Genomic DNA, 23863 nt, shown 5'->3' with positions numbered 1-23863 from the left:
TCAAAATGATACATCTGAAATTTAAACTTATTTAAATATATGAGTTAAACACCTTTTTTAGTTTTATTGCATTCAGCCCTGACTTTTGTTTAAGTTGTTGAATGTTACCATGCTCAATAAATTCATCAGGAACCCCTAAAATTTTTATTCTATTTTGATAATGGTGTTTTGCAGCGAATTCTAAAACTGCAGACCCAAACCCACCAGTTATAACACCCTCTTCAAGAGTAATAATAATTTTGTGTTTTTTGAATATTTTATGTAATAATTTTTCATCTAAAGGTTTAACAAAACGTAAGTCATAATGAGCTATTTCGCTACTATTTTTAGATAATTTAATTGCTTCTTTAACATTTTTTGAAATTGTGCCTAAAGATAAAACAGCAATTTTATTACCTTCTTTTAAACAAACTCCAGTGCCAATCTCTATTCTTTGGAAAGGTTTTTGCCAATCAAGATTATTTCCATAACTTCTTGGGTATCGAATTGCTATCGGATTTTTTAATCCTAATTGAGCTGTATATAAAATATTACGTAATTCAATTTCGTTTCTTGGAGCAAAAATTATGAGACTAGGAATACATCTTAAATAAGCAATATCAAAAACTCCATGATGTGTGGCACCATCTTCACCAACCAAACCAGCTCTGTCCAAACAAAAAATAACAGGTAAATTTTGTAAAGCAACATCGTGAATTACTTGATCATAAGCACGTTGTAAAAAAGTAGAGTAAATATTGCAAAAAGGGATCAAACCTTGAGTAGCTATTCCAGCTGCCAAAGTTACTGCATGTTGTTCTGCAATACCAACATCAAAAGTTCTTTTTGGAAATTTCTCTAACATTAATTTCAAAGAGCTTCCAGTTAACATAGCTGGTGTTATGGCCACAATTTTATCATTCTCTTTTGCTAGTTCAAGAATAGTTTTTCCAAAAACATCTTGATATTTAGTGTAAAGGGTTTCTTTATTTTTAGTTCTTTCACCTGAAATTTTATCAAATTTTCCTGGAGCATGATAAGTAACTTGATCTTCTTCTGCTTTTTGTAACCCTTTACCTTTTGTAGTAATAACATGCAAGAATTTTGGGCCTTCTACAGACTTTAATCGTTCTAATTCTGATAAAATTCTTGGTAAATCATGACCATCAATTGGACCTGAATATTTAAAATTCAAAGCTTTGATGATATTATTTTGAGCCGCTAATTTTTTATCAGTTTTAACTTTTGTTAAATATTCCTTTAAAGCACCAACAGCTGGATCAATTCCAATAGCATTATCATTTAAAATAATCAACAAATTTGCTTTAGAAACTCCTGAGTGATTTAAGGCTTCAAAAGCCATTCCACTAGCAATTGATGCATCTCCAATTACAGCAATATGATGTTTTTTGGTATCTCTTTTTAGGTTAGATGCAATTGCCATACCTAAAGTAGCTGAAATTGATGTTGATGAATGCCCAACTCCAAAAGCATCATAAATACTTTCTTTTCTTGATGGAAAACCAGCAATTCCTCCAAATTGCCTATTGGTATGAAAAACATCTTTTCTTCCTGTTAAAATTTTATGTCCATAAGCTTGATGTCCCACATCCCAAACCAATAAATCATTAGGAGTATCAAATAAATAGTGCAAGGCAATTGTTAATTCTACAACACCCAAGCTAGCACCTAAATGACCTTCTTTTGTAGATACGATATCAATGATAAATTCTCTTAATTCTTTAGCTAATTGTGGTAATTGTTCTGGATTTAATTTTCGTAAATCTTCTGGGTATGATATGTGATTCAACAAATTTTTCATTCACTTGCAAAAATACAATTTAACTTTTTGTAATATTGATTTTTATATTCTTAAAAATGATACAACCTTTTGACGATTTCTATTTTATGAAAAAAGCCTTACAAGAAGCCGAATTTGCTTTTGATAAAGGCGAAATTCCTGTTGGAGCTGTTATTGTTTTAAATGATAAAATTATTGCCAGAGCTCATAATTTAACTGAAACCTTAAATGATGTAACTGCACATGCAGAAATGCAAGCTTTTACTGCAGCTGCTGATTTTTTAGGAGGTAAATATTTAAAAAACTGCACACTTTATGTAACTCTAGAACCTTGCCAAATGTGTGCAGGAGCAAGTTATTGGACACAAATAGGTAGAATTGTATATGGAGCTTCAGAGCCAGAAAGAGGTTTTGTAAATTTAAAAATAACATTACACCCCAAAACTAAAGTAATTTCAGGTGTTTTGGAAAATAAATGTTCTCAAATCTTAAAACGATTTTTTATTCAAAAACGTAATTTGAATTAAGGATTTGTTAAAGTTTGTTTAAAAGTTTGATATGTCAATCCTTTTAAAGAACTTTAAACACTAATTCAAACTTTTACAATGAAAAACATACTACCTACACTTTTGTTTTTATTGTCATTTCTTTCAATAAAAGCTCAAGAAACACCTGAACCTAATTATAGACAAGCAGCACGATTTTCACCTACAAAAATGGCAAAAATGGTGCATTCTACTTCTGTAAGACCAAATTGGTTACAAAAAGGAAATCGTTTTTGGTATCAATACAAAACATCAACAGAAGGTTCTAAATACTATATTGTAGATGCTTACAAAAAAACTAAAAAACCATTATTTGATAATGTAAAAATGGCAAAATGGTTATCAGAAATAACTAAAGATCCTTATGAAGCAAAACATCTACCTCGTTTTAATTTTACGTTTACTAAAGATGAAAAAGCGATTCGTTTTTATGTAACTTCAAAAGAAGAAGTAGAAGTTAAAGAAGATAAAGAGGATGCAAAAAAGGACTCTATAAAAGCAAAAAAGAAGAAAAAGGGAAAACAAAAAATGGAGAAAAAAGTCTATCATTTAGAATATAGACTTGGAGGAAATAGATTAACCATTTTAGGAACAAAAAAGAAGAAAAAAGAGCCTTGGAAAAAGTGGGCTAATATTGCCCCTGATAGTTCAATTGTCTTGTATTCAAAGAATTACAATCTCTATTGGATGAACAAAGAAAATTTTTTAAAAGCTGTAAAAGATGAAAAAGATACAACTATAGTTGAAAATCAATGGACAAAAGATGGTGAGCTTAATTATAGTTACGGAGGAAGAACTTATGGAAAAACGGACAAGGAAAAAAAGAAACAAGAAAAAGATAAACAAGGCATTTACGGTTACTGGTCTCATGATTCTAAAAAGTTTATTTATACAAGGTCAGATGCAAGACATATTGAAGATTTATGGGTAATACATGCTACTAAAAAAGGAAGACCTCAATTGGAAACCTATAAGTACCATATGGCTGGGGAACAAGATTTTTATAAATCAGAAATGTTAGTTTTCGATATTCCATCAAAATCTAAAAAAGAAATTGTTTTAGATTCTACAGTTCAACAATCAATTAATATTTATAGTCATCCTTGGAAAAAATCTTATAGAAGAGATGAGCATAATCCTACAAAATTATTATCTAAAAAAGGAAAAATTTACTTTAGCACTACAAGTAGAGATCGTAAACATTTAGATATTCATGTTGCTGATATTTCTTCAGGAGAAGTAAAAACAATCATAAAAGAGCATTCTAATACATATATTGAACAAAGAGGAAAATCAATTAGATTGTTTAATAACGAACAAGAAATTCTATTTTGGTCAGAAAGAGATGGTTGGGGACATTACTATTTATATGATACAAATGGTAACTTAAAAAAGCAAGTTACTAATGGGCCTTTTCATATAGATCGTTTTGAAGGAATTAATGAAAAAACTCGTGAAGTATTCTTTACTGCAAACGGAATTGCAAAAAATCAAGACCCTTACTATGCTCATTTGTATAAAATTAATTTAAATGGAACAGGTTTAAAATCGTTAAATCCTGGAGATTATAATACAGGTATCAGTTTATCAGACTCTAATCAATATTTTGTAAGCAACTACTCAAGAGTTAATACCATTCCAAAATCAGAATTAAGAGATAGCAATGGAAAATTAGTGATGAAATTGGAAGAAGCAGATTTATCACAACTTTTTGCTGCTGGATACAAATTTCCAGAACCTTTTAAAGCAAAAGCAGCTGATGGTATTACAGATATTTATGGAGTAATTTACAAGCCTTACGATTTTGATTCTATTAAAAAATATCCGTTAATTGAGTATGTATATCCAGGCCCACAAACTGAAGCTGTAAATAAATCGTTCTCCCAAAGAATGGATAGAACTGATAGACTAGCTCAAGTTGGTTTTATTGTGATTACCCTAGGAAATAGAGGAGGGCATCCTGCACGTTCTAAATGGTATCATACCTATGGTTATGGAAATTTACGAGATTATGGTTTGGCTGATAAAAAATATGTTGCAGAACAATTGGCAGACAGATATGATTTTATCGATATAAGCAAAGTTGGAATTTTCGGTCATTCAGGTGGAGGGTTTATGTCTACAGCTGCAATGTTAGTCTATCCAGACTTCTTTAAAGTTGCTGTTTCTTCTGCTGGAAACCATGATAATACTGTTTACAATTCTTGGTGGAGTGAAACGCATCATGGAATTAAGGAAGAAAAAGATGCTAAAGGAAAAATCAAATACAAATATATGATTGATAAAAATCAATCTTTAGCAAAAAACCTAAAAGGTAATTTATTATTAGCTACTGGTGATGTAGATAACAATGTACACCCATCAGGAACTATAAGAATGGTAAATGCATTTATGAACGCTAATAAACGTTTTGATTTTATGTTGTTTCCGGGAAGTAGACATGGTTTTAAAAATCGTGAATATTGGTTTTGGAGAAAAGCAGATTATTTTAGCAAACACTTATTAGGTAAAGAAACTAATTTTGTGGATATTGTTGAAATGAATAGAGATAAGGCTTTAAAAAGATAATAATAAATTATCAATTTAAAAGAAATTAATTGTAAGAATCGAGTTTAAATAGCTCGGTTTTTTTATGAAAAATTAGTTAATAACTTTTCATTATTATTTAAAACTACTCGCATAATTAAACTAACCTTTTTTCTATTTTTAAAAACTAGAAATTAGAAAAGATTATGAAGCAATATCACGATTTAGTAAAACACGTTTTAGAAAACGGAAATGAGAAGGGAGATAGAACAGGAACAGGAACTAAAAGTGTTTTTGGTTATCAAATGCGGTTTGATTTGAGTGAAGGTTTTCCAATGGTAACTACAAAAAAGTTACATTTAAAATCGATAGTTTATGAGCTACTTTGGTTTATAAAAGGAGATACAAACATTAAATATTTACAGGAAAATGGTGTGCGTATTTGGAATGAATGGGCAGATGAAAATGGAGATTTAGGGCCTGTTTACGGGCATCAATGGCGTAATTGGAACAGTGATGAAGTAGATCAATTAAAAGAAGTAATTGAGACACTAAAGCAAAACCCTAACTCTAGAAGAATGTTGGTTTCTGCATGGAATCCTTCTGTTTTACCAGATACAAGTATTTCTTTTTCAGAAAATGTAGCCAATGGAAAAGCAGCATTACCTCCTTGCCATGCCTTTTTTCAGTTTTATGTTTCAGATGGAAAATTATCTTGTCAATTGTATCAAAGAAGTGCAGATATTTTTTTAGGAGTACCTTTTAATATTGCATCATATGCCTTGTTTACAATGATGATTGCACAAGTTTGTGGTTATAAAGCTGGTGAGTTTATCCATACTTTTGGAGATGCTCATATTTATAACAACCATAAAGAACAGTTAGAGTTACAGTTGTCTAGAGATATTAGACCATTACCAAAGATGAAATTGAATCCTGATATTAAAAATATAGAAGATTTCACTTTTGATGATTTTGAGTTGATAGATTACAATCCACATCCTCATATAAAAGGAGTGGTTGCTGTATAAAAAAAGAGCTTTCTATAATTTAGAAAGCTCTTTTTTCTTTTTTACAACTATTATTATAAACTTAATACGCAGTTATCAGCACTTGCAAAATCACTCCATGCAAAGCTGTCAGCTTCTTCTTCATTTACATATTCACCATCAACTAAATATCTAAACTCATAAGAATTTCCAGCATCTAAATCAACAGTACCTTTAAAAGAACCGTTTTTTAATTTCTTAAGCGGAGTTGCTTTTTCATTCCATTCATTAAAGCTTCCTACTACTGCAACACTTTTAGCCTCTTCAGCAGGTACAGTAAAAGTTACTTTACATACTGGTTTACTTTTTAAAAATTGTTTCTTGATTGCCATAATATTATATTCAAAATTTTAGGTAAAAATATATAAGAACATACTCTAAACAAACAATATTTGAGAAGAATTTTAAAGAATTATCAGTTTTACAATATGATTATATAAAATATTGATAATTCAAAATAAATAGCTAACTAAATTATAGTATTTTTAAAAAAATAGGATATTCTTTTAGCTTGATTTTCAGGTGTTTTGCGTTCGAAAACGTATTCGTTTGTGTCTAATTTTTTCTAAAATGCTCCAAAAACGTCAAATCTGAATGCAAATCCATTATTTTTGCATAAACTCTTATTAAAATATGATTACAATAATTGCTGCAATTGCAAAAAATAATGCGTTAGGAAAAAACAATGACTTAATCTGGCATTTACCTGCAGATTTAAAACGATTCAAAAAAGTAACTACAGGTCATCATATTTTAATGGGTAGAAAAACCTTTGAATCTATTGGAAAACCCTTACCTAATAGAACTACAATTATTATCACTAGAAATAAAGACTATTTTAAAGACGGTTGTTTAATTGCCTACAGTTTAGAAGAGGCTCTAGATTTTGCTAAAGAAGATGAAAAGATTTTTGTGATTGGGGGAGAGCAGATTTATAAATATGCTCTAGAAAATGATTTAGCTGATAGATTAGAGATTACCCATGTTCATCACGAATTTGAAGCTGATGCTTTCTTTCCAAATATAGATACAAACATTTGGCAAGAGGTTGCAAGAGAAGATTTTAAAGCTGATGAAAAAAATAAATTTAATTACAGTTTTGTTTCATATAAGAAAACTAATTAATTCGACCAGTTCTAAACCCACCACCTAAATTCATATTGTATTTACGTTGAGCAAATAAAAAGTAATTAAAAAGCTTATAGTTTACTTCGTAGCCATAATCAATAGTTTGTTGGTAATCTATAATATTTTCATAAATATTAGGGTTAAATTGGCTCGGGTTCTGCACTCTTTGATTCCAATTTATCACCCAAATTCGGTTTCTAGTTTCTAAATATTGTTGAGAGTAAAAACCTTCTGGTTGAGCAATTGCATTTAAATAATAATTAAAACCAGGGTCAATAATAATTATTTCGTATTCTAAACTATCATTAGCAATCACAACAGGTTCTTCTTTTTCTGTTGCTTCTTTTTTTATGGGGCTAGAACCACATGCCCAAAAAAATATCCCTAAAGTTAATATAATTAATATGTTTTTAAATAACTTCATAATATTGAGTATTGAATAGTTAATATAAGTTTTTTTAATCAATTTGAGAAAATATTAGTTTTCTATTTACGACACTCCAAAAGTACAAGGCCTATAAAGTCTAAAAAAATGAAAATGAGTTAACGTTACTTTTTAATGAGTAAACAAGTATTTTTAATCAAAAATTATTCCAAAAAGAATTGTTATTCTTACATTAAATAGTAATTTTAGGTTTCTTTAAATCAGTTTTTATGTTTAAAAAAATAATCACAATCTTTATTATAATATTTTGCTTATCATGTAAAAAAGAAGTCGTAAAAGAGCAACAATACAATATTTTAGATGAAAAAGATAGAGCAGCTTTAAAAGATGAACTTTTAGAAGATAGATTCCAAAATCTATTACCACAGCTTATGGATAAAGCAGATTTAGATATGTGGATGTTGGTTTCTAGAGAGTATAATGAAGATCCAGTTTTAAAAACGATGTTGCCAGCAACTTGGTTAAATGCCAGAAGAAGAACCATTATTGTTTTTTATAGAGATAGAGAAAAAGATACATTAGAAAGAATAGCTGTAGCAAGATATGATATTGGTAAAAGCATACAATCTACTTGGGATAAAGAGCAAGAACCCAATCAATGGAAGGCTTTAGAAAACATTATAAAAGAAAAAGATCCAAAGAAAATAGGATTGAATTACTCTAAACACTTTCCTTTAGCTGATGGTTTGGTAAAAACAGATTTTGATGAGTTAAATGCTAATTTACCAAAAGAAATCACATCGAAATTTATATCAGCAGAAAAGTTAGGCATTGCTTGGATAGAAACTAGAACAGAAAAAGAGCTAGTTTTATTCAGAAAATTAGTAAAAATAACACACCATATTATTGATGAAACTTTTTCTGAAAAAACAATTGTATCTGGTATAACCTCAACTGAAGATTTGGTCTGGTTTATGCGTCAAAAAGTAACAGAATTAGGTTTAGAAACTTGGTTTCACCCAACAATAGATGTGCAAAGAAATAAAGAGGCATTAAAATCTCATATTGAATCTTTTTCTAAAAGTAAAGATGAAAAAATTATCCAGAAAGGAGATTTATTGCATTGCGATTTTGGGATTACCTACATTGGTTTAAATACAGATTGTCAGCAACATGCTTATGTTTTAAAAGATGATGAAAACGATGTTCCAGAATTTTTAAAAGAAGCATTTAAAAAAGGAAACAGAGTACAAGATATTTTAACGATTACTATGAAAGCTGGTAAAACAGGAAACGAAATATTGTTAGCTTCTTTAGAACAAGGCAAGAAAGAAGGCTTAAAACCATCAATTTATACACATCCTTTAGGTAAATATGGGCATTCTGCAGGTACAACAATTGGTATGTGGGATTCTCAAGATGGTGTGCCTTTTAAAGGTGATTATCCTTTGCAAAAAAACACAGCTTACGCAATTGAATTAAATACCACAGTTTTTATAAAAGAATGGGACAAAAACATTAGAATTATGCTAGAAGAGGCAGGTTTTTTTGGCGATAATACTTTTGAATATGTAAATGAAAGGCAAACTGAAATTAAACCAATAAAGCTAAATTAAATGAGGCATAGATGTTTTTGGGTTACCGATAGTAAATTGTATCAAGAATATCATGATAATGAATGGGGAGAGCCTGTTTATGATGATGCAACTTTATACGAATTTCTGTTACTTGAGACTTTTCAAGCGGGTTTAAGTTGGATAACCATATTAAACAAAAGAGAAAATTTTAGGAAAGCTTTTGATAGTTTTGATTATCATAAAATAGCAAAATATCCAGAATCTAAATACCAGTCTTTATTGCAAGATGCAGGTATTATTAGAAATAAATTAAAAGTAAGAAGTGCCATTACTAATGCACAATTATTTATAGAAGTTCAGAAAGAATTTGGTTCATTTTCTAATTTTATTTGGAGTTATACAGATGGCAAACCCATCATTAATCAATTTCATAAACGAGAAGATGTGCCAGCCACAACAGCTTTATCAGATAAAATTTCTAAAGACTTAAAAAAACGAGGTTTTAAGTTTGTAGGCTCTACAGTTATATATGCATTTATGCAAGCAGTAGGTATGGTTAATGATCACACCACAGATTGTTTTAAATACCCAAGTTAATGCAGATTTTACAAGTTCCTAAAGAAGATTTAAAACAAATAATATCTATTTTTAATAGAGAAATTGGGCGTTTTGTATTTTTTGTTTTTGTGTTGTTTTTTGATAGTCTTTTTTTTGCAGAACATATTTCTAACTCTCAACTTTGGATTAACATTTTAATGTTTCTCGGTTTTTTTAAAATGTATTTTAGATCAACTCCAAGAGTTAAAGAATTAATGATTTATGCTGTTATTCTTGGTTTTGCAGGCGAGTATTTTTTCTCAAGATTATGTGGAATGTATACCTATAGATTAGAAAATGTGCCTTTTTATGTTCCAATAGGTCATGCAGCTTTATATGGTAGAATTTTTATGTTTAGCAAAGCATCAGTTGTAAGAAAACATCACAAAGCTATTGAGCAGTTATTTGCAATTGCAATCGCAGTTTTTGCAACTACTTATTTGATATTCTTTACAGATATTTTTGGTTTTGTAATGACCATCTGTGTTTTTCTATTACTTTTAAAAAGACCAAAAGATAGGTTGTTTTTTTACGCAATGTATATTTTAGTTGCCATTTTAGAAATAGGAGGTACAGCCTTTGGATGTTGGAAATGGCCAAACACAGCCTTTGGTGTTTTTGAATTTTTACCAAGTAATAATCCACCCAGTGGTATTAGTTTATTCTATTTTTTGTTAGATATAAGTTGTTTTTTCATTTACACTCAAATGAATAGAAAAGCATGGAAAAGAGTAACGTTAATTAGAAACTTAAAATAAGTATTCTTTTGAGGTTTGAAGAAATCATATCTAAACTAAAACAGCTAGAGAATTTAGAAAATGTTTTGTACAGAAAACAAAAATTCGGGATAGAAAGTACCAATGCATTAGGAATTACTCATAAAGATTTAAATGCAATTGCAAAAGAAATTGGTAAAAACAATGAGTTAGCGATTCAACTTTTTGATAGCGGAATTTACGAAGGCAGGTTGCTGTGCAGTAAGGTATTTAATCCAAAAGATGTAACAGAAGATTTGATAGAGAAATGGGTAGTTACTTTCGAGAATTGGGAAATATGTGACAGCTTTGCTATGAAATTGTTTTCTAGAAGTAAGTTTGCTTTAGCCAAAATTTTAGATTGGTGTAACAGAGAGAATGAATTTGAAAAAAGAGCCGCTTTTGCAATAATGGCATCATATTGTATGTTTGATAAAAAATCTGAAAATGAATTATTTATCCAATTTCTTCCTATAATTAAAGAAGCATCAACAGATGATAGGCTTTATGTAAAAAAAGCTGTAAACTGGGCATTAAGAAACATAGGTAAAAGAAATATAGACCTTAATAAAGAAGCGATTAAACAAGCAAACGAAATTGTAAAATTACCATCTAATTCTGCAAAATGGATTGCAAATGATGCTTTAAGAGAACTACAAAAAGATGGTGTGAGAATATCTGATTATCCTAGAAATATTTATAGGAAATAAATTATTTTAATTACCAAAAATAATTCTGATTGCTACAAAAATGGCAATAATTAAACTACCATAAATAAGTACTTTTTTGCCTGCATTTTTGTAATAACGTTCATGATTTTTAATGTCCTTTCTATAACTCCAAACGATTAAAGCCCCAAAAACAAGTACAAAAAATATCATAAAAATAATTCTACCTGTAGAAAAAAAAGCATTTAGAAACATGGTTGTAATTCTTTATAAGTTCTGTATTAAAACCATTTATAATTATTTTGAAAATCATAAAGTTTCAATATATTGCTAAAAACAAAATTACAAATAAAAGCATATTTATTTGTGATATTTAACTTAAAAATAAAAAAATAGTCAAGCAAAATCACTAAACAAAAATGAAAGATAAAATAGCTGCAGTACATGCATTTCATACCGCATTTAAATTAAATATTCAAGATGTACCAACAGTTCATATTTCTAATGACAGAAAACAATTGCGTTTTGAATTGATGAAAGAAGAAAATGAAGAATATTTAGAAGCTGCACAAAATAATGATTTAGTTGAAGTTGCTGATGCTTTAGGAGATATGCTCTACATTTTGTGTGGGACTATTATAGAGCATGGAATGCAAGATAAAATTGAGGAAGTTTTTAATGAAATTCAACGTTCTAATATGAGTAAATTAGGTGAAGATGGTAAACCTATTTATAGAGAAGATGGTAAGGTCTTAAAAGGTCCTAATTATTTTAAACCTAATATTACAGCCATTTTGGAAAGGTAGGTTGGAGTTTTTCGCTAGCGTGTTTCTTTAGCGCTTATAAACATAATAAGAGTTATACAGCTTCTTTGAATGAATAACCAATAAAGGAAAGAGTAAAAAATTAGCATTGATAGCGGTTTCCAATAAACTATTAAAACAATGTTTCGCGATTGCAAAATCAGGTATTCCTTATGATGCAGGTCACGTTTCAGTTTTAAAAGTGAAATAAAAACTAAAAAGAAATATGAATAATTATAGCTTGTTGAAGTAGAATAAATCGACCAAAGGAGATTTGTTCTACTTCAACAATGCAAGAAAAAATAGTGCCTAAATTTAAGGAAGAATTTATTTGGTTTTTAACTCAATTCTTTGTTGCCATTAGTTTTTTTATTCGGTTAATATTTCAGTTATTTCCGCTTCTCCGATTTTATTAGATCCTTCGTGAATCCACCAAATTCTTCCCTTTTCAATTAAATCAGCAATATTTTGGTGTTTTAGAAATCGGACTTTTACATTCTCTGTTTCACTTGGTAAAATCAATTCCTTTTCAAACTCAATTTGTCCAATATAAGTCGTAACAAAATCAGACGAGTTTTCTTTGTATTCAAAAACGTGATTTGGTCGGTAATCAGTTTTGATTCCAGTTTTCCGTCCACCTTTTTCAGTTGGATACAACGTTAGTTTAGCTTTTATGTCGATTGTGTCCGAAATCATTGAATTTTTTCAGCAAGTTTTAAGTTCCACCATTCGATTATTTCAGAAGCCATTTCATCAGCCCCAAACTCATTGTGGTAAAGTCCGTAGGTTACAGATAATTCACTTTCTAAAACACGAGTTATCTTTTCCAAGTTAGCACCTTTATATAAATTGCTCAAAATTTGATGATTTAATCCATCAAATTCGTCTTTTGGTGCGCCAGGAATCAATTCCCAAGAGTTAAGTTTTTTTCTTAATTCTCTGAAATTTTCTTGAAATTCTTTTTTGATTTGTTCTCTGTTCATTCAAATTAATGGCAACTAGTTATATAGTTAATTTTACTAACGTTATCTCGCTAATTTAAGTAGATATACATACTTTTTGTTCGTTTTATCTTGTAAAGATAATTTATTTCCTTCCAAAATGCCACATTAAAATGCCACCAGTAATAAACATCCAAATGGCATAAGCACCAATAGGAATCCCCATTTCTGGGTTATTTAAAACTGAAGCAGCAATTACCAAAGCTAAAGTTCCATTTTGTATTCCACTTTCAATAGTAATAGATATTGAACTTTTTAAATCTAGTTTAAAAAGTTTAGCAGTATAAAAGCCTAAAGCCATTGTAGTAATGTTTAACAATAGGGTTGCCAAACCAGCAGCTTTCATTCCAATTACTATTTTATCTGAACTAGATGCCAAAACAGCTATAAAAACTAGAATAAAAATTATTGTTGATGCAATTCGCATTGGTTTTTCCATACGTTTTGCAAAGTTTTTTTTGTAGTTGCGAATTATCATTCCTAATAAGATAGGAATTACAGTAATTACCATAATTTGCAAAATAGTATCTCTAATAGGAAGCTTTATGGTTGCTCCAGTATCAGAGCCAAAATAATTCAAAGCAAATGAAATGATAAACGGAATCAATAAAATACTAATAAAACTTGCTAAAGCTGTTAACGTAACAGAAAGTGCAATATTTCCTTTACAAACTTGTGTAATTAAATTACTTGTAGGCCCTCCAGGACAAGAAGCTAAAATCATAATTCCAACAGCTAATATAGAATCTACATTGAAAAGAATCGCTAATAAAAAACCAATAATTGGCAATAGAATTAATTGATTAGTAAGACCAATTAAAATGGCTTTGGGATATTTGAATATCCTTTTAAAATCATCAGGTACTAAAGTCATGCCCATTCCAAGCATAATAATTGCCAAAGAAAGAGGTAGAAATACTTTACTAATGATTTGGGTAAGATCCATTGTATACGTTCAATTTCACTAAAATAAAGCATCAGAATGAAATTTATTACTTTTTATTATTATTTTTTTGAGATAAATTTTTAGTTTCTTACACAAATAAAATGACTTTGGTATCAATACCAAAGTCGTTTTATTTTATTTTAAAAATACGAATTACTCTTTTTCGCAGGCAATTTTTAAAAGTTCCATCCCTCTTGCATTCATTTTACTCATGTCTTTTTTTGCACCAAAAAGCCACATAAAAAAGGAATCTACGAATCCAGATTTTAAGTTAAAATCTTGAGTCACTTTAACCGAGTTTCCATTTTTTGAAAAAGCATACTCAAAAGTTGGATTTGCTTTAAATGGCTTTTGAATATCACATTCCATTTTTATATATGCTAAATTTTTTATCTCTTTTATTTCTTGATATCCCAAATCTTTTCCATTATTTCCTTCCCAATGAAACTGTGCACCAACTTGTCCATCTTCTCCTTTAATTGATGTTTTTTGATTAGGATCTACTTCATAAAAAGGAGACCATTTTTTGAAGTTTTTAAGATAGACAACATTGTTATAAACTGTTTCTAAATCAGCTTGAATATTTACTGTTTTCTGAATATGAATGTGTTGTAATTTACTTGCGTTGTAAAATCCTAATGCTAAAAAAAGGATAACGATTACTATAATTGTTGTTAAAATCATTTTTTTCATTTTTAAAGTTTTTAAATTAGTTTTCCATAGGAATAATACTTCTTACTTCAACAGTTCCACCCATTTTTAAAATGGGGCAATCTTTTGCCATTTCAACAGCTTCTTCTATTGAATTAGAAGTCACTACCATTGTTCCTCCAATTGTCTGGTTATTTGAGATAGTTATTCCATCAGAAGTAGATAAATTTGTTGCAATTTGTTTGCCTTCGAAACCCAATTGATAGGTATTTACTAATTTTTCTTTTAGAGCTAGGTTTCCAATAAAACCTCCCCATTCTTGGTGCATTTGAGCTTGTTCTTCTGCTGTTGGTTGATATTCAAAATTTGGAGTAAATCTGAAAATCATCATAAAAATTTGTTCTTTTTTCATCTTGTATAGTTTTAAGAATTAATAACACTCCAAAACTAGAAAGAGAAAAAGACAAAAAACTTTGCCTATGACAAGAAATGAAAATAGTCTATTTTTTTATTGAAGATAGTTTTCGATATACTAATAGGTGTAAGAAAATAATAGTTGGTGGTGCAAAAGCAGGAATAAAACAAAATGGAAATTCTGTTAAAAACTCTACACCCATTACTCCATTATCTATGCTGATTTTTGTGAAAATAATTGCTAAAGCTGATGTAATTAAAATATCTACAAGCCCAAAAGTATTCCAAATGTACGTGAGTTTTCTAGCGTAACTTTTATTAGATTTAATAGCTTTTACAACAAAAATACTTGAAATAGCAGTTACTAAATCTCCAATACCAGCAAAAAGTGCAAAAGGTTTAGGCAATAAATTAAACAGTAAAAGAATAATAAATGTGCTACCAATTAAACGAAAAATGTGAATTTTTACTAAATCTACTAGCGATAATATTTCAGTTGCTTTTTTACAAATTTTGGTATTGTAAATTATAGTCACAAAAATAGCCAAAGGTAAAGTTGTGGTTACTACAATTTTTGGAGGCAACATAACAGTATCAAAAAAACCATTTAAACTTGCTATTACTACTATTGTTAAATATATAGTATAAAAACCAATGACTGACCAAAAACCATTTTTTACATTCCCTTTTTTTGCAAGATTTGCTACCATTATTATTGGAAACAGAAATGCAATTAAAAATAATATGGAGAAAATTAGTGGTACTTGATTTGAAAACATAGGTTGATTATTATAGTGTTATCTCTTTTCGAATTCTACTTAATGAAGTATCTGTAATCCCCAAATACGTGGCAATATGTTTTAAAGGAACATTCTGAATTATCGATGGCTTTTCTTTAATTAAATTCAAATACCTGTCTTTTGCTTGGTCTGCAATTACTGATATAGAATGATTTTTAAGTTCAAAATAATTATTGATGAGCCTTGTTCTACCAACTTCTCTAAAGGCTTCAATATGAAATAGTTTCATAAAATCTCCAAAACTTATTTTCCAGCATTTGCCTTTAGTTAGAGCTTGAATCGATTCTTTACAAGGTTTCTTTAAAAAATAAGAATGCCAATCAATAACAATTTCATTGGTAGAAAAGAATTTAGTAGTAATGTCATTACCTTCTGTATCAATTGTGTAAGAGCGTAAAAAACCTGATTCTAAAAAATAATAATAATTAGCTGTTTTTCCTTTTTCAATTAAATACTCGTTTTTTTGAAATTCAATTTCTTCAAATTGATTTAAGATTAATACTAATTCTTCTGAATTAAAATTTTCTAGTTTAAAAATTTGATGTAAAAAGTGTTTTTTACTCATTTAGTATCTTATTGAATAAGAAATTTGTAATCTTATAGAGATTTTAAAATTAGACTTAAATATAAACTATATTTCTAAATTTAGAAAAATGCTAAACTAGTTTCTGTATTTTTGATTCAAAATTTTATCAATTGTTATCTAATTTAGATTTTAATAAGAGTTTTATTGCTGAAAATCAGCAAATAATACTTCCAATTTTAGAAAAAAAAGAAGTACAACTTTTTATTAAAAGAGAAGATAAAATTCATCCTTATGTTTCTGGTAATAAGTTTCGAAAATTAAAATACAATCTAGCAGAGGCGAAACATCAACAAAAAAATACATTACTCACTTTTGGAGGGGCTTTTTCTAACCATATTGTAGCAACAGCTGTAGCTGGAAATTTAAATGGATTTAAAACAATCGGAATTATTAGAGGAGAAGAACTAGGTACTAATTTACAGAAGACTCTTTCTAAAAATACAACTTTACAAAAAGCCTATGAAAATGGAATGACTTTTGAATTCATTTCTAGAGTAGAATATCGTAGTAAATCCAAACTAGAGTTTATGAATCGTCTAAAAGAAAGGTTTGGTAATTTTTATCTAATTCCAGAAGGAGGAACAAATGAATTTGCTATAAGAGGTTGTGAAGAAATTTTAACAAAAGAAGACTCAAAATTCGACTATATTTGCTCTGCTATTGGTACAGGAGGAACCATTGCAGGTTTAATAAATGCATCAAAAAACAATCAAAAAGTACTGGGTTTCCCAGCTTTAAAAGGTAATTTTTTACAGAATGATATCAAACAATATGTAAAAAATAACAATTGGAGTTTACAAAGGGATTATCATTTTGGTGGATACGCAAAATATAATCAAGATTTGATTCGTTTTATCAACAGTTTTAAAACTGAAACAGGGATTTTACTAGATCCAATTTACACAGGAAAAATGATTTTTGGGATTATAGATTTGGTTGAAAAAAATCATTTTAAAAAGGGAAGTAAAATTTTGGCTATTCACACAGGAGGAATTCAAGGAATAAATGGATTTAATCAAAAGTTAAAACAAAAAAATCAAGAAATAATAATACTATGAAATTTAGGATACTCATCATTTTATGTTCGTTCTTCTTTTTAGCCAGTTGTGGTTCTAAAAAAAAAGTGGTCAACAAAAAAAATCCTGGAGTTGTTATTATTGAACCCAAACCTGTAGATTTACCCTCTGTTAATGAAAAAGAACTCACAAAAAAACTCAAAAAGAAAAACCCTAGATTAAATAAATATACATTAGCCTATATCCGAAAATATGCACCAATTGCAGTAAAAGAAATGCATGAATATAAGATACCTGCAAGTATAACTTTAGCTCAAGGTATTTTAGAATCTGGAAGAGGTAGAAGTGAGTTGGCTCTTAAATCTAATAATCATTTTGGTATAAAATGTCATACAGGTTGGAAAGGAGAACGTGTTTATCATGATGATGATGCAAAAGGAGAGTGTTTTAGAAAATACCAATATCCTGAAACTTCATACAATGACCATTCTTTGTTTTTAAGTAAAAGAAGACGTTATGCTTTTTTGTTTAATTACAGAATAACCGATTATAAAAAATGGGCTTATGGTCTACGAAAGGCGGGTTATGCTACTGATAAAAAATATCCTGCAAAATTGCTAAAACTGATTAGAGATTACAGACTCTATGAGTTTGACAAGGTAAAAAAAGGAAAATATGCTAAAGAAATAAAAAAGCTAAATAATGGGAAGTCATTTAAAAAACCTATTGTCATTAAAAAGAGTACATCTAATTATTACAAAGTAAAAAAAGGAGATACATTGTACTCTATTAGTAGAAAATATGGTATTTCTGTAAATTTATTAAAAGAATTAAATGGTTTAAAAGACAATACGATTTCTATTGGTCAGAAATTGTTAGTAAAATAAAATACTATAAGCAGAATTTTGTTTTCTTGCAAGGTCTCAATGGCCTTGTAGGTATTTATCCATTCAATTTATACCTACAAGGTTTTTTTAAAACCTTGCAGAATATATTACTAACTACCAACTATAGTTTTTCAACTTTGCTTGTCTTTTAATAGCTTTAATCATCACATTATTTAAGACATCTTTATTGGAGTCAGCTTTCTGTTTTTTAGCAATAAAACTTCTTCTTTTTACATCTAGTTCTTTTATTTTTTGCTGAATTATTTTACGTTCTTTAGCTTTTAATTTTACATAAGCTTTAATCTCTGCTTCAGATTTGTTTTGTAAATTTTTAGGTAAACTTTTCTTTTTTAGGTTCTTATAATCCATCTTGCCTTTTTTGTCAGCATCTACCAAATCCCAATTTGAGTTGCTATACAAACGTGAACTTTTACTAACAGCGCGTTTTACTTCTACTTCTTTATTCAAAGACATCGCATTTGCATCTTGTACATTTTGATTTGAGAATTTAGAATATCCATCATTACCATAATAAATATAGGTAGCATTCAATTTTTTATTTAAAATGATAATTTCGTCATCATAAGGTGTAATAATATGCACTACTTTTTTATCTTGATTAATAGTCATATAATCTCCACCACCCAAATCTGCACCATCTTTCCACATTCCAGAAATTCCATTAGAATAGTTGCCGCAAAAAATAGTATTAATTACAACCTCTTTTTCTTTTGCATCAGTAATAGCATCTTTGTAATTGATTTTACCTTGTGTAAAAGGTTCATTACCAGCAATAAAAAGTAATTTTAAATCTTCTTTATTAGTACCCCAAGATAATTCTTTTAAAGAAGTTTCAATAACCTGACCACAAAATTCATTTCCACCATTTGTAGTTAATGAAAACAGTTTTTCAGAAATTTCATCCAAGTCATTGCTAAATTGTAACACTTGTCTAATATAGCCTTCTCTTGCTGATAAATTGGAGTTTCCATATTCATACAAAGCTATCTCTAAATTTGGTTTTTGAATACCATATTTGGCATAAGAAAGCTCGTTTACAATCTCCCAAAGTTGTGCTTTAGCTTGGTTTATTAAGCCATCCATACTATTGCTAGTGTCTAACAACAATGCTACTTTTATGGTTTGTATTTTTTTAATTTCTTTTTCAGGTTGATGATTTGCAAAGCCAAAAGTGGTTGCGAATACAAATACGATTAAGGTTACTTTTAATACGATTGATTTCATAATTTATATTTTTTTAGATTTATTTTTTTGATTAAAAGTTTGGGTTTAAGTAGCTATTATTTGATTAAAAATTTCACATACATTGAAGATGTAATTTTTATTTTTTCGAATTGAACAATTTCATTTTTATAACTTTTCAGCTTATTTAATGATGAAAAACTACGTTGTTGATTTATAAAATTTGCATTTACAAAACTTGGTTGATTACCAGTACTAACTTCGTTTATAATTATAGGTTTTCCAGTTTGTTCGCCAATTGCAGACAATAAATAGTCTGCTTTTTCTTTGGCAATTTTAATCGCTTTAATTCTATTTTTCTTTCTAATTTCAATAATGTTAGAGTGTGTGGCTTTTGTAATATTTACATCAGAAATATTCATTTTCTTAAAGTGTTCAAAAAGCTTTTTTAATTTTGATGCTCCATTTACCTTTAAACTATAGTTAGCTATAGATAAAATTTCCTCCTTCCACCAACCAGTTTTTGCTAGAACCGCATTTACATCAGAAATAGAAAGATTTTTTTCTGGAATCCCAATTTTACGTAATGTAGATTTTAATTGATTTTCTAAATAATCTATGGTCAACTTTTTACCTTTTTCATTTCGTTCTTTAAGCTGAATATCTAAATAAATTTCATCAGGTACAATTTCTGTTTTAGCAGTACCAGTGACTTCTACATATGGTTTTTGAGGAGTTTGTGCTAAAATTATTGTTGTAAAAAGAAAGCAAATTAGCAATTGGATGTTTTTCATTTCCCTATTTTTTTTTGATGTTAAAAGATGTTCAATATTAAGAACAACTTAATTTTAAAAAAAACCAGAATGAGTGAACGTGCTTTTTGGATGAGTTAAATTATAAATTGGTTTAGGTAAACTTTCTATTTGACCTATTTATAAAACCATATCTAAAGTTATCCATTTTTTTGGATGCATTTTTGTATGTATGTTTACAAATCAAAACAAATTAGTGAGCAAAAAAATATACATATTTCTCTTTATTTTATTATGTAATGTAAAAGTTGCAGTTGCACAAGCAAATATTGTTTATCAAAAAGGAGTTGAGTTTTCTGTACGAATAACTGTTGTTGATAATAACCAAAGAAAAATAACCAAAAATATTGATATTTCTATAAATGGCAGAACTTATACTTTGCCAGATGCTACAGGTAGATTTATTGTAAAAGGAAAAGTAGATGACGAAATAAGTGTATCTCATCCAGATTTTGAGACCGTTTATTATAGACTAACTTCTAGTGAAGACATAAAGATTATTATTAAAGATAATGATAAAACTTCAAGCAAATTCAAAGTAAAAAGTTTTTCTAAAAGAACAGATAATTATCTACAATATTTAGATTCTGCAAATTTTTACAAGAAAAAAGATATAGAAAAGAGTTTATCTTTTATAGAAAAGGCTTTAGAAAACAAACAGAGTAAGAAAAGAAGTGCTGCTACTTATAAAACATTGGCAGATGTGTATTTTCATTGGAAACAATACGATTTAGCTTCATACAATTACAAATTATCATATCAAATTAAAGAGATAAATGCTACTAAAATAAAATTAGCAGAAGCACAGTTTTTACAAAAAAAGTATGAAGAAAGTATAAAATCATTTCAAGAAGTTTCCCAAAAAGGATTAAGAAATTATGAGAGAATTCAGGTTTTTGAAGGTTTAGGAGATGCTTTTTTTGCTATTAAAAGATTTAATGAAGCCAATAAAAACTATCAAAACGCACTGCAAATTGCTCAAAAGAATTTGGTTATACCAAAAATTACAGATTTAAATTCTAAAATAGCAGATGTTTTTGCAGCAAAAGGAAATATAAATGAAGCAGATAGTTTATTTCAAAACTCTTTAAATTTAGCTGATAAAGAAAATCTAGGAAGATCATTGTTACAACAAGAAAAAGTAGCTGATTTCTATAACTCGAACAATAGATTTGATGATGAAATTAAATTAAGAAAAAAAAGTTTAGAAAAAGCTGAAGAAGATAAAAAAGCAAATAGTAAAAGAAAAATAAATAATAAAGACATAAAAGATTCTATTACCACTCAAAAGATTAACTATAAAATTGGTAATGCTTATATTCTAAAAGAAGATTATAAAAGTGCAATCCCTTTTTTAGAAAAGAGTAAAAAAGATGCTAATAAAAATAAAGATATTGTTGTAGAAAAAGACGCAACTCGTAAGTTATCAGAAGTTTTTGCGAATATTGGTAATGAAGAAAAAGCTCTTGAAAGCTATAAAGAATATGTTGCTTTGGTTGATACATTATACATTAGAAAAGAGCAGGAAATTCAGCGAGTGAAACGATTTTCTAAAACCATTGCAGACAATCAAAACAGAATTACAAGTCTAGAAAAAGACAAAGAATTAACACAAAGTAAAATCAGTTTAGCCTATGTAGATCAGCAACTATCAGAAGAGAGCAATCGAAAACAGCGTATTTTAATTTACTCGCTTTTTGGTGGAATTATACTCTTAATTTTGCTAGCCTATTTTATGTACAGAAACAACAAACAGCAAAAATTAGCAAATAATTTATTGGCATTAAAATCGATGCGATCGCAGATGAATCCGCATTTTATTTTCAACGCTTTAAATTCTGTAAATAGTTTTATTGCTGTAAATGATGAGCGAAATGCAAACAGATATTTATCTGAATTTTCAGTATTAATGCGTTCAGTTTTAGAAAATTCTGATGAAGATTTTATTCCATTAACCAAAGAAATTGAGTTGTTAGAATTGTATGTAAAGTTAGAACATAACAGATTCAAAGATAAGTTTGATTATCAAATTAAGGTTGATGAAAGTATCCATTTAGAGCAATTTTCAATTCCGCCAATGTTGTTGCAACCTTATATCGAAAATGCAATTTGGCATGGTTTACGTTACAAAAAAGAGAAAGGAAATTTAGAAATTTCTATCAATAAAAAAGATGATGAAACAGTTGCTATTTCAATCATTGATGATGGAATTGGACGCAAAAAATCGCAAGAAATCAAAACAAAAAATCAATTGAAACAGAAATCAAAAGGAATGAGTACTATAAAAAATAGAATTGCCATTCTGAATGATATGTATAAAGAACGTGTTACTGTAAAAGTAACAGACGTAAAAGAAAATGGAGAAGGAACTAAAGTTGAGTTGCAGTTAAAGAAGTAAGCAGTATTCAGTTTCAGTTTTCAGTTACAGTTTACAGTATTTATCTGTGTAAATCCGTAAAATCCGTATCCAAATAAAAACTATGAAATTAAAAGCCATAATAGTAGAAGACGAACAAATAAGCAGAGATATTCTCCGAAATTATTTAGGGAAATACTGCCCAAATGTAAATTTATTAGGAGAAGCTAGCAATATTGACGATGCCTATAAGTTAATACAAAAACATGAATTAGATTTGGTATTTTTAGATGTAGAAATGCCTTTTGGCAATGCTTTTGATTTGTTAGAAAAAATAGAAAACAGAACTTTTGAAACCGTTTTTGTAACTGCTTACGACCATTATGCAATTGAAGCTTTAAACAATCATGCAAGTTATTATTTGCTAAAACCCATTTCTATTGATGAGTTGATAAAAGCCGTAAATATTGTTACAGAAATTAAAGAAAAAGAAAATGAATTACAGCATCAAATATTAGCTCCAAAAACCAATTCAGCAACAGGTAAAATTACTATTCCACAACAAGATGGTTTTGAAGTTTTAGATATTAATGATATTGTTTTCTGCAAGGCAGATGATAATTATACAGAAATCCATTTGGCAAACTCTAAAAAGTTAGTAAGTAAAACGTTGAAGTATTTTGAGGAAGCTTTAAAAGAACACACATTTGCAAGAATCCATAAATCGTATTTAGTAAATGTAAATGCCATTACCAAATATAAAAAAGGAAAAGGAGGAAGCGTAATTGTCTCTAGTGGAAAAGAAATCTTGGTTTCTGCTTCACAAAAGGCTAATTTATTGTCTTATTTTAAATAAAATATTATGCCCATTATAAAACCAGTAAAAGGTAAATATCCACAAATACCAGTAGATTGTTATGTTGCAGAAAACGCCACAATTGTTGGTGAGGTTTCTTTAGGAAAAGAATGTAGTATTTGGTACAATGCTGTTATAAGAGGAGATGTTCATTTTATCAAAATTGGCAATAAAGTCAACATACAAGATGGTGCTGTAATACATGCTACCTATCAAAAATCACCAACAACTATTGGCAATAATGTTTCTATTGGGCACAATGCAATTGTGCATGGTTGCACTATTCATGATAATGTTTTAGTTGGTATGGGTTCTATAATTATGGATGATTGTGTTGTAGAAAGTAACTCAATTATTGCAGCAGGTGCAGTAGTTACCAAAAATACAATTGTGGAAAGTGGAAGTATTTATGCAGGAGTCCCTGCAAAAAAAGTAAAAGATATATCACAAGAACTCATTTCTGGAGAAATTGATAGAATTGCCAATAATTATGTAGAATATTCGAGTTGGTTTAAGGAATAA

General features: G+C 28.7%; 27 protein-coding genes and 1 pseudogene. 15 read left to right on the top strand and 13 right to left on the bottom strand.

The genetic code is table 11. From position 1 onward, the window contains the following. Positions 1 to 31: 31 nt before the first annotated feature. Entirely contained in the window at positions 32 to 1801 is a 1770-nt protein-coding gene (gene dxs, locus BTO18_RS09875) for a 1-deoxy-D-xylulose-5-phosphate synthase (RefSeq protein WP_105016059.1), read from the bottom strand. A 56-nt stretch (positions 1802 to 1857) separates the two neighbouring features. On the opposite strand from dxs, the gene BTO18_RS09870 reads away from it, so the two are divergent. The 3 genes from BTO18_RS09870 to BTO18_RS09860 all read left to right on the top strand — a co-directional run bounded on the left by BTO18_RS09870 (position 1858) and on the right by BTO18_RS09860 (position 5882). Continuing rightward, positions 1858 to 2307 carry a nucleoside deaminase gene (locus BTO18_RS09870; protein ID WP_105016058.1) on the top strand — a complete coding sequence of 150 codons (450 nt, stop codon included), beginning with the start codon at positions 1858 to 1860 and terminating at the stop codon, positions 2305 to 2307. 78 nt (positions 2308 to 2385) lie between these two features. Then, complete coding sequence (locus tag BTO18_RS09865) at positions 2386 to 4893, top strand: S9 family peptidase (RefSeq protein ID WP_105016057.1); 2508 nt, start codon at positions 2386 to 2388, stop codon at positions 4891 to 4893. A gap of 164 nt (positions 4894 to 5057) precedes the next feature. Further along, positions 5058 to 5882 (top strand): thymidylate synthase, encoded by an 825-nt coding sequence (locus tag BTO18_RS09860; RefSeq protein WP_105016056.1) that lies wholly within the window; start codon positions 5058 to 5060, stop codon positions 5880 to 5882. A 53-nt stretch (positions 5883 to 5935) separates the two neighbouring features. Here the strand turns inward: BTO18_RS09860 and BTO18_RS09855 are convergent, their stop codons facing one another. Beyond that, complete coding sequence (locus tag BTO18_RS09855) at positions 5936 to 6232, bottom strand: isoamylase early set domain-containing protein (RefSeq protein ID WP_105016055.1); 297 nt, start codon at positions 6230 to 6232, stop codon at positions 5936 to 5938. Between the two features lie 301 nt (positions 6233 to 6533). Here BTO18_RS09855 and BTO18_RS09850 point away from each other — a divergent pair, with 301 nt between their 5' ends. After that, on the top strand, positions 6534 to 7025 hold the full coding sequence (locus BTO18_RS09850) for a dihydrofolate reductase (RefSeq protein ID WP_105016054.1): 492 nt from the start codon (positions 6534 to 6536) through the stop codon (positions 7023 to 7025). Here BTO18_RS09850 and BTO18_RS09845 read toward each other — a convergent pair. Next, positions 7018 to 7452: a DUF6146 family protein gene (locus BTO18_RS09845; RefSeq protein ID WP_105016053.1), complete on the bottom strand. Its 435-nt coding sequence runs from the start codon at positions 7450 to 7452 to the stop codon at positions 7018 to 7020. The two genes, BTO18_RS09850 and BTO18_RS09845, sit on opposite strands and share 8 nt — an antisense overlap. A 230-nt stretch (positions 7453 to 7682) precedes the next feature. On the opposite strand from BTO18_RS09845, the gene BTO18_RS09840 reads away from it, so the two are divergent. From BTO18_RS09840 to BTO18_RS09825, 4 genes are read left to right on the top strand one after another with little or no spacing between them, the layout of a single operon-like run. Then, complete coding sequence (locus BTO18_RS09840; protein ID WP_105016052.1) at positions 7683 to 9029, top strand: M24 family metallopeptidase; 1347 nt, start codon at positions 7683 to 7685, stop codon at positions 9027 to 9029. Continuing rightward, on the top strand, positions 9030 to 9587 hold the full coding sequence (locus BTO18_RS09835) for a DNA-3-methyladenine glycosylase I (RefSeq protein WP_105016051.1): 558 nt from the start codon (positions 9030 to 9032) through the stop codon (positions 9585 to 9587). After that, on the top strand, positions 9587 to 10345 hold the full coding sequence (locus BTO18_RS09830; RefSeq protein WP_105016050.1) for a hypothetical protein: 759 nt from the start codon (positions 9587 to 9589) through the stop codon (positions 10343 to 10345). Before BTO18_RS09835 ends, BTO18_RS09830 begins: the two co-directional genes overlap by 1 nt. A gap of 8 nt (positions 10346 to 10353) precedes the next feature. Beyond that, positions 10354 to 11052, top strand: a complete 699-nt coding sequence (locus tag BTO18_RS09825; RefSeq protein ID WP_105016049.1) for a DNA alkylation repair protein — start codon at positions 10354 to 10356, stop codon at positions 11050 to 11052. Between the two features lie 6 nt (positions 11053 to 11058). On the opposite strand, the gene BTO18_RS09820 is transcribed toward BTO18_RS09825, so the two are convergent. Beyond that, on the bottom strand, positions 11059 to 11223 hold the full coding sequence (locus tag BTO18_RS09820) for a hypothetical protein (RefSeq protein WP_226789094.1): 165 nt from the start codon (positions 11221 to 11223) through the stop codon (positions 11059 to 11061). A gap of 206 nt (positions 11224 to 11429) precedes the next feature. On the opposite strand from BTO18_RS09820, the gene BTO18_RS09815 reads away from it, so the two are divergent. Both BTO18_RS09815 and BTO18_RS18030 read left to right on the top strand, forming a co-directional pair. Further along, positions 11430 to 11816 (top strand): pyrophosphohydrolase domain-containing protein, encoded by a 387-nt coding sequence (locus tag BTO18_RS09815; RefSeq protein WP_105016047.1) that lies wholly within the window; start codon positions 11430 to 11432, stop codon positions 11814 to 11816. Positions 11817 to 11836: 20 nt separating this feature from the next. Further along, a pseudogene (locus tag BTO18_RS18030) lies at positions 11837 to 12024 on the top strand (IS110 family transposase); the annotation flags it as partial. A gap of 158 nt (positions 12025 to 12182) precedes the next feature. Here BTO18_RS18030 and BTO18_RS09805 read toward each other — a convergent pair. The 7 genes from BTO18_RS09805 to BTO18_RS09775 form a co-directional block, all read right to left on the bottom strand. Next, positions 12183 to 12509 (bottom strand): hypothetical protein, encoded by a 327-nt coding sequence (locus BTO18_RS09805; protein WP_105016046.1) that lies wholly within the window; start codon positions 12507 to 12509, stop codon positions 12183 to 12185. Next, positions 12506 to 12796, bottom strand: a complete 291-nt coding sequence (locus BTO18_RS09800) for a hypothetical protein (protein WP_105016045.1) — start codon at positions 12794 to 12796, stop codon at positions 12506 to 12508. The genes BTO18_RS09805 and BTO18_RS09800 overlap by 4 nt, the downstream gene beginning before the upstream one ends. Before the next feature lie 103 nt (positions 12797 to 12899). After that, entirely contained in the window at positions 12900 to 13760 is an 861-nt protein-coding gene (locus tag BTO18_RS09795) for a bile acid:sodium symporter family protein (protein ID WP_105016044.1), read from the bottom strand. 153 nt (positions 13761 to 13913) lie between these two features. Continuing rightward, complete coding sequence (locus BTO18_RS09790; protein WP_226789095.1) at positions 13914 to 14453, bottom strand: SRPBCC family protein; 540 nt, start codon at positions 14451 to 14453, stop codon at positions 13914 to 13916. A gap of 16 nt (positions 14454 to 14469) precedes the next feature. Then, entirely contained in the window at positions 14470 to 14823 is a 354-nt protein-coding gene (locus BTO18_RS09785) for a YciI family protein (RefSeq protein WP_105016043.1), read from the bottom strand. An 88-nt stretch (positions 14824 to 14911) separates the two neighbouring features. After that, positions 14912 to 15535 (bottom strand): DUF8737 domain-containing protein, encoded by a 624-nt coding sequence (locus BTO18_RS09780; RefSeq protein ID WP_105016042.1) that lies wholly within the window; start codon positions 15533 to 15535, stop codon positions 14912 to 14914. A gap of 79 nt (positions 15536 to 15614) precedes the next feature. Continuing rightward, positions 15615 to 16190, bottom strand: coding sequence for a Crp/Fnr family transcriptional regulator (locus tag BTO18_RS09775; RefSeq protein WP_105016041.1), 576 nt, complete (start codon positions 16188 to 16190; stop codon positions 15615 to 15617). Between the two features lie 131 nt (positions 16191 to 16321). On the opposite strand from BTO18_RS09775, the gene BTO18_RS09770 reads away from it, so the two are divergent. Both BTO18_RS09770 and BTO18_RS09765 read left to right on the top strand, forming a co-directional pair. Further along, a complete protein-coding gene (locus tag BTO18_RS09770) occupies positions 16322 to 17269 on the top strand; it encodes a 1-aminocyclopropane-1-carboxylate deaminase/D-cysteine desulfhydrase (protein ID WP_262904424.1) in 948 nt (315 codons plus the stop codon). Continuing rightward, positions 17266 to 18114, top strand: coding sequence for a glucosaminidase domain-containing protein (locus tag BTO18_RS09765; protein ID WP_105016040.1), 849 nt, complete (start codon positions 17266 to 17268; stop codon positions 18112 to 18114). Before BTO18_RS09770 ends, BTO18_RS09765 begins: the two co-directional genes overlap by 4 nt. A 114-nt stretch (positions 18115 to 18228) precedes the next feature. Here BTO18_RS09765 and BTO18_RS09760 read toward each other — a convergent pair whose 3' ends face one another. Continuing rightward, entirely contained in the window at positions 18229 to 19359 is a 1131-nt protein-coding gene (locus BTO18_RS09760; protein WP_105016039.1) for a vWA domain-containing protein, read from the bottom strand. Positions 19360 to 19415: 56 nt separating this feature from the next. Further along, the gene (locus BTO18_RS09755) at positions 19416 to 20111 is read right to left on the bottom strand and encodes an SIMPL domain-containing protein (RefSeq protein WP_105016038.1); all 696 of its coding nucleotides are present in this window, start codon (positions 20109 to 20111) and stop codon (positions 19416 to 19418) included. Positions 20112 to 20325: 214 nt separating this feature from the next. Here BTO18_RS09755 and BTO18_RS09750 point away from each other — a divergent pair, with 214 nt between their 5' ends. The 3 genes from BTO18_RS09750 (at position 20326) to BTO18_RS09740 (ending at position 23863) form a co-directional block, all read left to right on the top strand. Then, positions 20326 to 22527 carry a tetratricopeptide repeat-containing sensor histidine kinase gene (locus BTO18_RS09750; protein ID WP_105017543.1) on the top strand — a complete coding sequence of 734 codons (2202 nt, stop codon included), beginning with the start codon at positions 20326 to 20328 and terminating at the stop codon, positions 22525 to 22527. An 82-nt stretch (positions 22528 to 22609) separates the two neighbouring features. Then, on the top strand, positions 22610 to 23341 hold the full coding sequence (locus BTO18_RS09745) for a LytR/AlgR family response regulator transcription factor (protein WP_105016037.1): 732 nt from the start codon (positions 22610 to 22612) through the stop codon (positions 23339 to 23341). A 6-nt stretch (positions 23342 to 23347) separates the two neighbouring features. Next, positions 23348 to 23863, top strand: coding sequence for a gamma carbonic anhydrase family protein (locus BTO18_RS09740; RefSeq protein ID WP_105016036.1), 516 nt, complete (start codon positions 23348 to 23350; stop codon positions 23861 to 23863).

The organism is Polaribacter porphyrae, from assembly GCF_002954685.1.
In the GTDB taxonomy this organism is placed as follows: domain Bacteria; phylum Bacteroidota; class Bacteroidia; order Flavobacteriales; family Flavobacteriaceae; genus Polaribacter; species Polaribacter porphyrae.
The sequence above is the reverse complement of the archived record's forward strand: the minus strand, read 5'-3'. Positions and strand labels throughout refer to the sequence as shown.